The sequence below is a fragment of the Arthrobacter sp. TE26545 genome, from assembly GCF_056279005.1.
The window spans coordinates 2,650,628-2,664,704 of the sequence record NZ_JBWBQM010000001.1 but is presented as its reverse complement, the minus strand read 5'-3'; the positions used below and the strand labels follow the sequence as shown (position 1 = coordinate 2,664,704).

9 protein-coding genes are annotated in these 14,077 nt (G+C 68.2%); 4 read left to right on the top strand and 5 right to left on the bottom strand.

The window, feature by feature from the left end; genetic code table 11:
- Window positions 1-8: 8 nt before the first annotated feature.
- Window positions 9-1,391: a glycoside hydrolase family 3 N-terminal domain-containing protein gene (locus tag ACZ9CK_RS11940; RefSeq protein WP_476050053.1), complete on the top strand. Its 1,383-nt coding sequence runs from the start codon at window positions 9-11 to the stop codon at window positions 1,389-1,391.
- A gap of 58 nt (window positions 1,392-1,449) precedes the next feature.
- On the opposite strand, the gene ACZ9CK_RS11935 is transcribed toward ACZ9CK_RS11940, so the two are convergent.
- The 4 genes from ACZ9CK_RS11935 to ACZ9CK_RS11920 form a co-directional block, all read right to left on the bottom strand.
- Complete coding sequence (locus tag ACZ9CK_RS11935; RefSeq protein ID WP_476050052.1) at window positions 1,450-2,187, bottom strand: amino acid ABC transporter ATP-binding protein; 738 nt, start codon at window positions 2,185-2,187, stop codon at window positions 1,450-1,452.
- Window positions 2,184-2,948 carry an amino acid ABC transporter permease gene (locus tag ACZ9CK_RS11930; protein ID WP_426298720.1) on the bottom strand — a complete coding sequence of 255 codons (765 nt, stop codon included), beginning with the start codon at window positions 2,946-2,948 and terminating at the stop codon, window positions 2,184-2,186. Before ACZ9CK_RS11930 ends, ACZ9CK_RS11935 begins: the two co-directional genes overlap by 4 nt.
- 92 nt (window positions 2,949-3,040) lie before the next feature.
- Window positions 3,041-3,991, bottom strand: coding sequence for a substrate-binding periplasmic protein (locus tag ACZ9CK_RS11925; protein WP_476050051.1), 951 nt, complete (start codon window positions 3,989-3,991; stop codon window positions 3,041-3,043).
- A 383-nt stretch (window positions 3,992-4,374) separates the two neighbouring features.
- Window positions 4,375-5,085 carry a 3'-5' exonuclease gene (locus ACZ9CK_RS11920; RefSeq protein WP_426298716.1) on the bottom strand — a complete coding sequence of 237 codons (711 nt, stop codon included), beginning with the start codon at window positions 5,083-5,085 and terminating at the stop codon, window positions 4,375-4,377.
- A 72-nt stretch (window positions 5,086-5,157) separates the two neighbouring features.
- Here ACZ9CK_RS11920 and ACZ9CK_RS11915 point away from each other — a divergent pair, with 72 nt between their 5' ends.
- The 3 genes from ACZ9CK_RS11915 to ACZ9CK_RS11905 all read left to right on the top strand — a co-directional run bounded on the left by ACZ9CK_RS11915 (window position 5,158) and on the right by ACZ9CK_RS11905 (window position 12,538).
- Window positions 5,158-5,574, top strand: coding sequence for an MGMT family protein (locus ACZ9CK_RS11915; RefSeq protein ID WP_426298714.1), 417 nt, complete (start codon window positions 5,158-5,160; stop codon window positions 5,572-5,574).
- A 98-nt stretch (window positions 5,575-5,672) separates the two neighbouring features.
- Complete coding sequence (locus ACZ9CK_RS11910; protein ID WP_476050050.1) at window positions 5,673-8,927, top strand: ATP-dependent helicase; 3,255 nt, start codon at window positions 5,673-5,675, stop codon at window positions 8,925-8,927.
- On the top strand, window positions 8,924-12,538 hold the full coding sequence (locus ACZ9CK_RS11905; protein WP_476050049.1) for an ATP-dependent helicase: 3,615 nt from the start codon (window positions 8,924-8,926) through the stop codon (window positions 12,536-12,538). The genes ACZ9CK_RS11910 and ACZ9CK_RS11905 overlap by 4 nt, the downstream gene beginning before the upstream one ends.
- A gap of 34 nt (window positions 12,539-12,572) precedes the next feature.
- Here ACZ9CK_RS11905 and ACZ9CK_RS11900 read toward each other — a convergent pair whose 3' ends face one another.
- On the bottom strand, window positions 12,573-13,961 hold the full coding sequence (locus ACZ9CK_RS11900; protein WP_476050048.1) for a macrolide 2'-phosphotransferase: 1,389 nt from the start codon (window positions 13,959-13,961) through the stop codon (window positions 12,573-12,575).
- Window positions 13,962-14,077 lie beyond the last annotated feature (116 nt).

The window sequence follows — 14,077 nt, the reverse complement described above, 5'->3', positions numbered from 1 at the left end:
GTGGATTCATGTCCCGAAACAACACACCCGACCATCCGACGGAACCGGCATCCGACCGCCGCTCCCGGTTGCTGCACTCCGGCGCCGCCCTCATCATCGTGGCCATCATTGCCGCCGCACTCTTCACGGCTTTCGTCCGCTCGGACGTCCCGGCCCTGAGCGGCACGCGCGGCACGCCGCCGAGCTCCGCCGCCGTGACGCCGTCGTCCGCAGTTCCCTCGGCGACGCCATCCGCCACGGCATCGGCAACACCGACGGCCCGGCCCACCGCGACCCATCCGCCTCCCACGGCTACCACGCCGCCCGGCACCCCCAAGCCCGTTCCGACGCCGGTGCCCACGCGCACCACACCCGCCGTGCCTACTCCAGAGCAACAGCTCGCCGCCCTTGACCTGAGGGAACGCGTGGGGCAACTGTTCATGGTCGCGGCCAACGCCGGCGGCAGTGACGCCGATGTGGTGGCCGGGCTGCTGGGCCGGCACATCGGAAACATCTACCTGGCCGGACGCAGCCAGGCCGGTGTTGCCGCGACCGCCGCGGTGGTCGCCTCGCTGCGTGCTGCCGCCAGGCAGTCGGGAAACACCGTGCCGGTGTCCGTGGCCACTGACCAGGAAGGCGGCTACGTGCAGGTACTGCGGGGACCGGGTTTCTCAGAGATCCCCACCGCGCTGGCCCAAACCGCTTACACGCCGGCACAGCTGCGCGCACAGGCCGGCATCTGGGGTGCCGAACTCCTCAGGGCCGGCGTCACGGTCGACCTGGCACCGGTCCTGGACACCGTCCCCGGGGCGGCTTTCGCCCCGTCCAACGCGCCGATCGGCTATTTCCAGCGGGAATACGGCTACACGCCCGCCGTGGTGTCCGCCTACGGGAACGCCGTGGCGGCGGGCTTGCGGGACGCCGGCGTGGCCCCCGTGGTCAAGCACTATCCAGGGCTCGGGAGGGTTACGCTCAACACCGACGTCAGCGGCAATGTCCGCGACACCGTCACCACCCGGAACGATCCGTATCTGGCGCCCTTCACGGCGGCCATGCGCAGCGGCACCCGCTGGGTGATGGTCTCCAACGCGTACTACAACCTCATCGACTCCGCCCGCCCCGCGCCCTTCTCCCCGGTGGTCATGGGCACCATGCTGCGTTCGGACGCCGGATTCACCGGCGTCATCGTCTCCGACGATCTGTGCAACGCCGCGCAGCTTTCGCCCTGGACCGTGGGGGAGCGGGCCGGCAACTTCATTGCCGCCGGAGGCACGATGGTGCTGTGCGCCAACACCGGGTACGTCCCGGCAATGTTCAACGAGGTGTTGCGGCGCGCGACGGCGGAACCGGCCTTCCGCGGGGCCGTGGACGCCGCGGCGCTTACCGTGCTCCGGGTCAAGGCCGGACAATAGCTTCCCGTTAAGCCGAAATTCCCGGCACCGAGGGGTGCCGGGAATTTGGTGGCTTTGCCTAGAGGACGTCCGAGAGGAACTTCTGCAGGCGTTCGGTCTTCGGCTCGGTGAAGAGCTGGTCCGGACTGCCGTTCTCCACCACCACGCCGCCGTCCATGAAGACCACCTGGTTGGAAACGTTGCGCGAGAAGCCCATTTCGTGGGTCACCACCACCATGGTCATGCCCTCGTTGGCGAGATCCGTCATGAGGGCAAGGACGCCCTTGACGAGCTCGGGGTCGAGCGCGGAGGTGGCTTCGTCGAAGAACATCACCTCGGGCTTCATGGCCAGGGCCCGGGCGATCGCCACGCGCTGCTGCTGGCCGCCGGAGAGGGTCGCGGGACGCACGCCTGCCTTGTGCTTCAGGCCCACCTTGTCCAGCTGATCCAGGGCTTCGGCCCAGGCCTGGTCCTTGGGCAGCTTCCGCAGCTTCCGCAGCGCGAAAGCCACGTTCTCACCCACCGATTTGTGCGGGAAGAGGTTGAACTGCTGGAACACCATGCCGATGCGGCGCCGGAGTTCGTCCGGGTTGTCCTTGAGGACCGAGCGGCCGTCCAGCAGGATGTCGCCCTGGTCCGGCTCGATGAGCCGGTTCATGACGCGCAGCAGCGTGGACTTCCCGGATCCGGAGGGCCCGATCACGGAGGCCGCGGTGCCCTTCTCAACATGAATGTCGATGCCGCGCAGCACCTTGTTGCTGCCGAAGGCCAGGTGCAGGTTCTTGCCGGTGAGGGATCCGGAGGTGAACTGGCTCATGCGTGGGCTCCCTTCCCGATGACGGCCGCGGCCTCGTCAGGTTCGTGCTTCTGTTCCTTGCCGGTCCGCAGGCGGTTGTCGATGTAGTTGACCAGGTGCGTGAGCGGGATGGTCAGGGCCAGGTAGAAGATGGCCGCAGCGACCAGCGGGGACTGGTTGCCGTTGTTGGCCGCGAAGTCCTGGCCGATCTGGAACAGTTCCCGCTCGCGGCTCATGAGGCCGAGGGTGAAGACGAGGGAAGATTCCTTGATGAGGGCGATGAACTGGTTCATCAGGGCGGGGAGCACCCGGCGGATGCCCTGCGGGACGACGATCATGCGCATGGAGGGGCCGTAGCCGAAGCCAAGCGCGCGGGAGGCCTCAAGCTGGCCCTTGTCCACGCTCTGGATGCCCGAGCGGAAGATCTCACCGATGTAGGCTGCGGCCATCAGGCTCAGGGCGATGATGCCGAGGGGGTAGGGGCTGCGGATCCCGGCGAGGTCTTTCAGCAGCGGACCGAAGCCGAGGCCGATGACCAGGATGACCAGCACCGCCGGCAACCCGCGGAAGATGTCGGTGTAGATACGGGCGATCCAGCGTGCCACGGGATTCCTGGAAATGCCCATCAAGGCCAACAGGATGCCCAGAATGGTGCCGATGAGCCCGGAGGTCAGCGCCAGGACGATCGTATTCAGCAGGCCGTACGAGAACATCGTGGGCAGCACCTCGGCGATGTAGCCCCAGTTCAGAAAGGTGTCCGCAAGGCGGCTCCATGCGTCCATATGACTCCTCGGTTTAGCCGCTCAAGCCCGGACCCGAATCCGGGCCCAGGCTTGAGCGTTGGTTTTACTGCGGTTCGGCTGGTGGCCGGCCCTTACTTGTCGGCGGGGACCTGAACAGCCTTGCTGCCCGGCTTCCAGCCATCGGGCATGCGCTCGGCGTCGGTCTTGCGCTCCGGGAACCACTGCTTGGCCAGCTTGGTCCACGTGCCGTCCTTGATAACGGCATCAAGGGCGGAGTTCAGGGCCTCGATCAGGGCAGTGTTGTCCTTCGAGACGGCAAATGCGGAGAAGTTCTGCGTAGCGACCTTCTTCTCCTGGATCTTGGTGCCGTCGCCTTCCTTGATCTGGCCCTCGGCCTGCTGGGACGGGGCCAGCCAGGCGTCGATCTGGCCGCTCTTCACGTTGGCGTAGGCGGTGTTGTAGTCCGGGTAACGGACCGGATCCAAGCCCAGCTGGTTCGTGACCATGTCGTCCTGGACCGTGCCCTGGACGACGCCCACGCGGACGCCTTCCTTGAGGTCGGCGATGCTCTTGACCGGGCTGTCCGTCTTGGACACCAGCGCCATGAAGCCGAAGTCGTAGCCGTTGGTGAAGGAAACCGTCTTGCGGCGGGCGTCGGTGGTGGAGATCGAGGAGGATCCGACGTCGAACTGCTGGTTCTTGACCTGGGCCAGGAGGCTCTGGAACTTGGTGGACGCGAATTCGACCTTCAGGCCCAGCTTCTCGCCCATGGCCTTGAGCAGCTCGTTGTCGAAGCCGGTGAAATTGCCGGACTTGTCGATGAAGATGCTCGGCGGGGCGTCGGAAAGGGTGCCCACCTTGATGGTGCCGTCGGTGAGGAGGCCCAGCTTGCCCTTGTCGATCTTGTCCAGGGGCGTGACGTCTGCAGTGGTGTACTTATCGGTGCTCTGGGCACCGGCAAGGGCGTCCGTGGGGGAAGCCGTGCTGGCCGGGGACGTTCCACCGCCGCATGCGGCAAGGGACACGGCGAGGGCAGCGGCTACGGGGACAGTAGACAGCCACTTCAGAGCTTTGATTTTCATCAAGCGTTCACTTTCATTGGAATTACTGGGATCTCGGTGACGCGGGCGGGGATGCGGCCACAGGTTCATTCGTGGGCCCTAGCAGAACTCAACCCGCCAAACTTAAGTATGTCATCCGGCCCTAAGGCCCAAAGATTCCGAACATAGTTCGCAACAGTGGTCAATATTCCGAAGATTTATTACGCAAAGTCACAAACCTTCATCAGAACGACCGTAAGAAAACGCAATGGATGAATTGTGCCCGGCCCTCGGAGCCCCTGTTCCCGGGGCCGGGTCCTGTGACATGCGTCATGCCCGATTGGGTGCTAAGGCGCCTTGGAAGCCACGCTGCACAAGGAAGCCACGCTTCACTTGGAAGCCAGGTGCCCCAGGAACCACGCCGCTCAGAAGCCGCCGCGGCTGGCGTCTTCCGGCGGAAGCACCGGCCAGTCACCTTCGATCACGGCGGCGGGCTTGCTGCGGCGCAGGTAGGACTGGAAGTCGGCAGCCTGCGCCGCCGCCCAGTCGACCTGCAACTGGTGGAGCTTGGACGCAGGCATGTGCAGCTTGGGGAACTTGCCCGCCATGGCGTCAAGAACACGCAAGGTCGCCAGGGCGTCCGCGGCTGAGGTGTGGGCATTCTCCAGGTCCACGCCGTATTCCTCGCACAGGGCGCCGAGGGTCCGCTTGCCCTTGCGGTAGCGATCCACCTGCTTGTTCATGATGTAGGGGTCCAGGACCGGGAACCGGCTCAGCTGCGGCACCCCGTAGCGGGCGGATTCGGCAGCTAGCACCGTGAAGTCGTAGCTGGCGTTGAACGCGATGACGGGAACGCCGTCGTCGAACAGTTCCTGCAAGGTGGCCGCGACCTCCCTGGTCACCTCGGCGGCCGGGCGGCCCTCCGCGCGCGCCTTCGCGGTGGTGATGCCGTGGACGTCGCTCGCTTCCTGGGGGATTTCGACGCCGGGATCAGCCAGCCACTCGCGTTCCTTGATCACGTTCCCCTGGCCGTCCACCACCGTGATCGACGCCGTGACGATCCTTGCGGCACGGGAGTTCCGGCCTGTGGTCTCGAGGTCGAACGCGGCGCGGGGGAGGGTGTTCCAGGAGCTCATGCCTTCACGCTACCGGCAGCCCCCGACAAGATTGGAAACCGACACCGTGGCGGCAGCCGATACGCTGGAAACATGCGGACGGAGTTTGTGACGGCGGTGCTAGGCGTCGTGGACCTCGTGCCCCCGGGTGCCGCCCTTGCCTACGGTGACGTCGCCGAACTGCTGGGGCACGGCGGCCCCCGCCAGGTCGGCTCGGTCATGAGCCACTACGGAAGCGCGGTGGCCTGGTGGCGGATCCTGCGGGCCAGCGGCGAAGCCCCGCCCGGCCATGAAGCCGATGCACTGCGCCACTACCTCGCGGAAGGAACGGCGCTGCACGGTGACCATGAGGCATTCCTGCGGACCGGCGAGGGCCGCTGGCGGGTCGACATCGCCGCCGCCCGCTGGGCGCCCGGCGAGGAGGACTTCGACCGGATCGACGCTATTTCGGAGGAGCTGGAGCGTCAGCTCCATCAAATGTCAGTGCCCGATGATGAAATGACTGTGTGAGCGCCCCCCTGACCCGACAGCACGCAACGACACAGCCGCCAACCCCACATTCAGCCGCACGCCTCCGGCTTGTCCCGCCGCGCGAAAACATCTGCACGGTGCCGCCGCTGTCCGCCGACCAGGCCGCCGTCGTCGGGCTTCCGCATGGTTCCGGGCCCGTCCTGGTACCCGGCGCGCCCGGCACGGGAAAGACCACCGTCCTGGTCGAAACAGCTGTCCGGCGGGTGGAGCGGGACGGCATCGACCCCGGCCGCATCCTGATCCTGGCGCCCGGCCGGCACGCCGCCTCGGCACTGCGGGACCGCTTTACCGCACGCCTCGGGCGGACATTGAGCACGACGCCGGCGCGCACCTGGGCGTCCTACGCTTTCGATCTCATCCGGCGGGCGAAGGCGGAAGGCGTCCTGCCGCTGCCGCGGCCGCCGAAGCTCCTTTCCGGCCCCGAGCAGGACCTCATCATCAAAGAGCTGCTCGAGGGCCACAGCCGGCCAGGCCTGGAACTGCCCTGGCCGGAGGACCTCTCCGCGGCGCTGGCCACCCGCGGTTTCCGCCAGGAGATCCGCCAGCTCTTCGACCGCATCATCGAATCCGGCCGCACCGCCGAGGACCTCACCGCTCTCGCCTACGAATGCGACCGCCCGGACTGGATGGCTGCCGCCCACCTCTATTCGGAATACCGCGACGTGCTGGACCTGCGCATGCCCGAGGCCTTCGACCCGGCGGGGATCATCACGGCCGCACGGCAGATTTTCCAGGACGCGCCCGGATTCCTGGCAGCCGAACGCGAACGGCTCCAGCTGATCCTCGTCGACGACATCCAGGAGGCGAACCCGGCGGTTTTCGAACTGCTCACCGATATCGCCGAAGGCAAGGACGCCTTGATCACGTCCTCCCCGGATACGGTGGTCCAGGGATTCCGCGGTGCCCGCCCGGATCTCGTGGCGGAGCTGCCCCGACTGCTTGGCGGCGACCCTGTCCAGGGAGATCCGCTTGGGGAAAGAACCGTGCAGGAGCTTCCCCTATGGACCGCCCACCGCCAGGCGCCTGCCGTGGCGAAGGCCTGGCTCGGCGTCGCCGCGCGCATTTCGCAGCGCCAGGGCGGCCAGCTGGCGCGGCGCCTCGAAATCAGCGGTGCCCAGGGCCAGGAAGGCCGCGCGGAGGCACACCTTCTGCCGTCCCCCGCCCACGAACTCCGCTACGTGGCCCAGCGCATCCTCGAGGCCCAGCTGCGTGAAGGCCGCGCATTCAGTGACCTTGCCGTGATCGTGCGCAACGGCGGGCAGCTCGCCCAGCTCCAGCGCTACCTGTCCGGGCAGGGAATCCCGGTGCAGGTGCCGGTGGCGGACGCCGCCGTCCGCGACGAGGTTGCGGTGCGTCCCCTGCTGGAGCTCTACGGCGTGGTGCTCGATCGCGCAAAACTCACGCCGGAACTCGCTGTGTCCCTGTTGACCTCGCGGATCGGCGGAGCCACCGCCATCGAACTGCGACGGCTCCGGCAGTCGCTGCGCCGGGAGGAACTGCTGGGCGGCGGCGGGCGGGCCAGCGAATCCTTGCTGGTGGAAGCGCTGCTCCAACCCGGCGCCCTGGGTTCCTTGGGAATCGAAGGCAGTTCCGCGCGGCGCATCGCGCGCATGATCGCGGCCGGCGGGGAAGCCTTGGGGCAGGCGGGAGCCAATGCCGAGACCGTGCTGTGGGCGTTGTGGCAAAGCAGCGGACTGGCGGCGCGGTGGACGGCACTGGCGCTCGACGGCGGCGCGGCGGGTGCCCGCGCGGACCGCGACCTCGACGCGATGATGGCCCTTTTCCACACCGCGGAACGGTATGTCGACCAGCTGCCGGGGTCGGGCGCCGAGCAGTTCCTGGAGTACCTGATGAACCAGGAACTGCCGATGGACACCCTGGCGGCGCGCGCCCAGCTGGAAGAAGCCGTGGAGCTGATGACCCCGGCCAGCGCGGCAGGCAGGGAATGGCCAGTGGTCATTGTGGCAGGCCTGCAGGAAGGGGTGTGGCCGAACACCCGGCTGCGCGGTGAGCTCCTGGGCAGCACCCTGTTTGCGGACGCCGTCGAGCACGGCGTGGACCACGCCCTGCAGCGCGGCCCGCTCAGCCGGCTCCGCGACATCCGCTACGACGAACTCCGCAGCTTTTCCACCGCCGTTTCCCGCGCCAAGGAACTGCTCATCTGCACGGCAGTGTCGTCGGAAGACGAGCAGCCTTCGGCGTTCCTGGACTACGTGGCGCCCCTTGGCCCCGGCCAGTACAGCCGCGGCTACACGCCGGTGGAGCGCCCCATGACCCTCCGCGCCCTCGTGGCCGAGCTTCGCCAGAAGGTCCAGGCTGATCCGACGGTCCAGGCTGATCCGTCCGCTCCCGCTCCTGTCCGCGGCGTGCCCGCCGCGGGTCCGGAAGACGAGGCCGCAGAAGCCGCAAGGGTCCTGGCGCACCTGGCCTCGGCCGAACCCCCGGTCCCAGGCGCCCATCCGGACAGCTGGTGGGGCCTGGCTCCGCTGAGCAGCGAGGCCGCCGTGGTCCCGGAAGGAGGGACAGTGATGGTGTCACCGTCCAAGGTCGAATCCGTGCACAAGTCTCCCCTGGACTGGTTCGTGCAGGCTGCCGGCGGCGAGGCCGCCACTGATTTCGCCCGGAGCCTGGGCACGTTGGTGCATGCCATCGCCCAGGAACTTCCCGACGCTTCGGGGGCCGAGTACCTTGCGGAACTGGCGCGGCGCTGGCCGGCCCTCGGCATGAAGGACAACTGGGAGGGCCGCTTGGATTTCCAGCGGGCAGAGGCCATGGTCCGGAAACTGGCCCAGTACATCCTCGTGATGCGCAGCGAAGGCCGGCATCTCCTCGGTGTCGAACTTGATTTCGAGGTTCCGTTGCCGCCGGTCGGTGAGCGGGCCGCCATGCTCCGGGGCCAGGTGGACCGCCTGGAGATCGACGCCGAGGGCAGGCTCGTTATCGTGGACCTCAAGACGGGCAAACGACAGCCCGGCAAGACCGAACTCGCCCGCCACCCGCAGCTCGGCGCCTACCAGGCTGCCGTGCTCCAAGGGGCGTTCGACGCCGGGACCGGCCTTCCGGAGGGTGCTGCTCCGAACGGAGCTGTCCCCGGTGGAGCCGTGCTGGCCCAGCTTGGTACCAAGACCAAGGCTCCCGGCATCCAGGTCCAGGAGGCCCTCGAAGCGGGAGACAACTGGGCACAGGACATGGTCAACGAAGCTGCCGCCCTCATGTCCGGGGCCACGTTCGAAGCCCGGCATGATCCTTCCAAGGGCGGCCACGGCGGCCACGGGTGCCGCCTGCCCGAGATTTGCCCGCTCTGTGCCCGAGGAAAGCAGGTTACGGAATGACGCTCGACACCCTCGCCCCGGCACTGGGCGGGATCGCACCGGAACCCGGTGCAGCGGTTCCCGAGCCGCGCTTCACCCCCGGCGAACTCGCCGCCGTCATGGGCGAGAAGAACCGCCCCACCGATGAACAGTCGGCCATCATCGCCTCGCCGCTCTCTCCCCGGCTGGTCATCGCCGGTGCCGGATCGGGGAAGACAGCCACCATGGCAGACCGCGTTGTGTGGCTGGTGGCGAACGGCTGGGTCCGGCCCGAGGAGGTCCTCGGCGTCACCTTCACCCGGAAGGCGGCAGGGGAACTGGCCAGCCGCATCCGGGCCAAGCTGGCCACCCTGCAGCGGATCGCCGCCGCAGACCCCGGACGCCACCGTTTCCCTGACTGGCTGGCAGGTTCCGATGAACTCGAGCCCAAAGTGTCTACCTACCACTCCTACGCCAGCGGCATAGTTTCGGACTACGGGCTGCGCCTGGGCATCGAGCGCGACGTGGTGCTCCTGGGCGGAGCCCAGGCCTGGCAGTTGGCCAGCGAAGTCGTCGAAGGCTACGACGGCCCCTACGAGCACTTCACCGCGGCGAAATCCACCCTCGTCAACGCGGTAGTGCAGTTGGCGGGGGAATGTGCGGAGCACCTGCGGGAGCCCGCCGAAGTCCAGTCGTGGCTCACGGAGAGGGCCGCGGAGTTCAGCCAGTTGCCCTACCAGGCAGGAGCCAAGAAGAACCCCACCCAGGCCGCCTCCGAGCTGAACGCCATGCTGCTGACCCGCGCCAGCGTCGCGGACATGGTCGGCCGCTACCAGGCCGCCAAGCGCGAACGGGGCGTGCTCGACTTCGGCGACCTCGTGGCGCTGGCGGCCAGAATCGCCCGGGACGTCCCGGTGGCCGCCGCCACCGAGCGGTCCCGCTACAAAGTAGTGCTGCTCGACGAATTCCAGGACACCTCGCACGCCCAGCTCGTGCTGTTCTCGCGGCTCTTCGGTGAGGGCCATGCCGTCACGGCGGTGGGGGACCCCAACCAGTCGATCTATGGTTTCCGCGGCGCTTCGGCCGGGCAGCTGTTCCATTTCGTCCAGGAGTTCCCGGCAAGGAACGACGACGGCGACCGCCCGGCGTCGTTCGTTCCGGCCCCGGTGTCCTACCTGACCACGGCATGGCGGAACGGCCGCAACATCCTTGGCGCGGCCAACGTCATCTCCGCACCCCTGAACAAGTCGGCCTCGTCCGGTGGGCCGGCCGGTGAACGGACGCAGGGGAGCGCGGTGTCGGTCCCGCCGCTGCGGCCAAGCCCGGCAGCCGTGGAAGGCAACGTCGTCCTGGGGCGTTTCGCTACAGATGAGGACGAAGCAGCGGCAGTTGCCCGGGATGTCATGCGCTACCGCCGCACCATCTTCGAAACCGACCCGGCAGGGGAAGCCGTCCTGCCGAGCATGGCGGTTCTCTGCCGCCGACGGGCGCAGATGGAGGTCCTGCGGCGTGAATTCGAACTGCAGGGGATTCCCTACGAAATTGTCGGCCTGGGCGGTCTCCTCGACACCCCCGAGATCGTGGACCTCGTCTCCACGCTGCGGGTGCTGGCCGATCCGGGCCGCTCGGACGCATTGATGCGCCTGCTCGCCGGTGCGCGGTGGCGGATCGGCACGGCCGACCTCATGGCCTTCCACGACTGGTCGCGCTTCCTCGCCCGGCGTCGCGCGCACGGCAGCCCCGGCCCGGAGGCCCTCATGGCGGATCTCGCCGCAGACGAGGGCGCCGCTGACGTCCTCGTGGAAGGCGATATCACCGACGCCGCGAGCCTCGTGGAAGCCCTGGACTTCCTGCCCCGCCCGGGCTGGACATCGGCCCACGGCCGTTCACTGACCCCCGCCGCCCAGGAACGGCTGGGCAGGCTCTCGACGGAGCTGAGGATGCTGCGCAGCTTCCTCGGGGACGACCTCACCACCCTGCTGGGTGAGGTAGAACGGGCCATGCTGCTCGACGTCGAAGTGGCCGCCAAGCCCGGGATCAGCATCCACCAGGCCCGCCGGAACCTTGATGCCTTCCAGGACGCCGCGGCCGGATTCCTGCAGACCTCCCAGCGGGTGGACCTGCTGGCGTTCCTCTCCTGGCTCGAAGCCGCCGCGTCCGAGGAAGGCGGGCTGGACGCCGCCGCCACTGAGGTCAACCACGAGGCCGTGCAGTTGCTCACGGTCCACGCCTCCAAGGGCCTGGAATGGGACGTCGTTTTCGTACCGGGCCTCAACGCGGGGGCCTTTCCCAGCAGCAGGGACTCCCGGTGGAGCAGCGGAGCGGCAGCACTTCCGTGGCCGCTTCGCGGCGACCGTGCGGACCTGCCGCAATGGGACCTGGACCAGCCGGACCAGAAGGGCTGGTTGGACGCGGAAAAGGTGTTCAAGGCCGAAGTCCAGCACCACGGGGAAGCCGAGGAACGGCGCCTGGCCTATGTCGCGTACACCCGCGCCAAATTCGTGCTTTGGCTGTCGAGCGCGGCCTGGAACGGTTCGCGGTCCAGAATCGCCGAGATTTCGCCATTCCTTTCCGAGCTCGCGCCGTTGACGGAAGCACCAGGGCTGACGCAAGCGCCTGGTCTGGCGGACGGTTTGATGGACGCCGTCGACTTGCCGGATAGGCCCGACGCCGGGGCTGCCGCCGGCATCCATGCTGGGTCCCTGCGCGAAGACGAACTGCCGGCGGAAAGCCCGCTGACCGTCGCTGCCGAACTGGCGATCTTCCCCTACGATCCGCTCGAAGGTCCTTGTGACCCGCGGACCGGGGAACGGCTGCGCAACGTGCCGGGCCGTCGCGCCGCCATGGACGCCGCGGCGGATCGCGTCCGGCGGGCCATCGACGGGCTGCGCCCGGGAGATCCATTGTGCCTCCCGGAGGACCCTGCCGGACCGGGCGGGGCAGCTCCGCTGCGCGGGGCCGTGCTTTACGGGGCCGCTGCCGGGTGGGCGACGGAGGCCGATCTGCTGTTGAAGCGCTCGCGGCAGCGGAAACCGGTCCAGGACATCCATTTGCCGGGCCACATTTCCGCGTCCATGTTCGTGGAACTGGGTGACGATCCGGATGCGGTCCTCGCCCAGCTCAGGCGTCCCGTGCCCCGCGAACCCGGGGTCGCGGCCCGCAAGGGAACGGCGTTCCATGCGTGGGTGGAGGAGTATTTCGGCACGAGCGGAATGCTGGACCTTGGCGAGGAATCGGGGGCCGACGCCCATATCGATGCCGCCTACGGCCTCGACGACATGGTGGATACCTTCAAGAACTCCGAATGGGCCCACCGCGCTCCCGCCTTCGTCGAAGTGCCGGTGGAGACGAGCATCGCCGGCGTGGTGGTCCGCGGACGGATCGACGCCGTGTTCCGCAATGCCGACGGCAGCTGGGAACTGGTGGACTGGAAGACCGGCAGGCGCCCCTCCGGCGGCCGCCTCGCCAGTCGCTCGGTGCAGTTGGCGGTGTACCGACTTGCCTGGGCGCGCCTGAAGGGAGTGCCCTTGGAAACGGTCAGTGCTGCTTTCTACTACGTCCCGGACGACGCCGTGGTCCGTCCGCACGACCTCGGCTCAGCGGCGGAGCTCGAGGCGATCATCGCGGACGCGCTTTCCCGGCCGGGGGAGTGAACTTACAGGGTAGGTCCGAGGAGGGTGTTGCAGGCTATCGATTGTCGGCGCCCTGCAGGCCCGCCTCGCCTGCCGCGGACGGGTCGTCCTCGGACGGCCCGTCCGCGGAACCGTCCTCGGCGGACGCGCCCGGCTGACCGTCCGACTCCGCGGAGGAACTGTCTTCCGGTGCATCCGTGGCGGCCGTCTGCACGATCCGGATGGCCGCCGTCGAGGTTTCCGAGGCCGTTGGGGCGTCGTCCCCAGGATCGGTTTCAGTGGCGCCCGGACCGGCGCCGGGGATGGGAGCGACGCTGACGGCAGGGGTGGGCACCGCGCTCACAGTGACCGCCGGCGTCGTCGCACTGGCGGCCGCTTGCGCGGCAGCGGTAACGCTGGAAGACGCAGTAACGCCGGAAGACGCGGTATTGCTGGAAGACGCAGTAACGCCGGAAGACGCGCTGACGCCCGGCTGCGCAGGAGCCGGAGCCGCGGCGGCGGTTTCGCCGGCGGCAGCTTCGTCGGCCGCTTCCTGCTCGCCGATGTCGTCCGCCAGCGACTTCAGCATGGCTTCGGCTTCGGCGGTCATGGCAGCGTGCCCGGCGGCGAGGGCCTTCACCAGGTACTGGGCCAGGGCGAACTCAGCGAGAAGTGCAGCGCGGCGCAGCAGATGGTTATCGGCCTTGTCCCGGCGGGCCTCGGTGTAGTGCCGCAGCACGGCCTCGACGAAGGACTGCTCGTTGGAGGCAACCAGCCAGGCGAAGTCGTCCGCGGGGTCGCCGATGCGAAGATCGGTCCAGCCGGTCAGAGCGGTCACCCGGTCGCCGTCCACCAGCAGGTTGTCCTCATGCAGGTCGCCGTGGACAACGCAGGGGTTGAAGCGCCACAGTGCGACGTCCTCCAGCGCATGCTCCCAGCGGCGAAGGAGGATCGTGGGGATCTTGCCGGTGGTAGCGGCCTGGTCCAGCTCATTGAGCTTGCGTTGGCGGAACTCATTGGCCGTGTAGCTGGGAAGGTCGGCGTTGTTGACCAGCGCTTGCGGCAGGTCGTGGACGGCGGCCAGGGCAATTCCGATTTCCTTGGCCAAGGCGTCGCTGCAGGCTGAAAGTTCCTCGATGCTGCGGGTCGAACCGGCCAGGTGGGTGTAGACGAACGTGCTCAATGAGCCTTGCCGCACGGTGCCGGCAATGCTGGGAAGCAGGAAGGGAAGTTCCGCACGGATGGCCGGGGTGAACGCCCGCAGCACCATGAACTCTGTCTCCAGCCGGGCGCTGGCCTCGGCATGCCTCGGTGAGCGAACCCGCCAGCGCTTGCCGTCGGCGTCGAGCAGCAAGGCCGAGTCGAAATCGGCGGCGTCGTCCGGGGCGGAAGCAGTGGCTGTCGGCGCCAGGCCGGGCACTGCCGCTGTTGCAATTGCGGCCAGTTCGAGCGGTGTTCTTCTCACACCTCCCACGGTAGAGTCACGGACGGCCGTCCGGGCGATGTCCCGCGGCGAGTCTCCAGATCGGGCCTGAAAAGCTGCCGCGGAAGGCCGCTGCGCAGGCCGTGGCCCCCTGAACA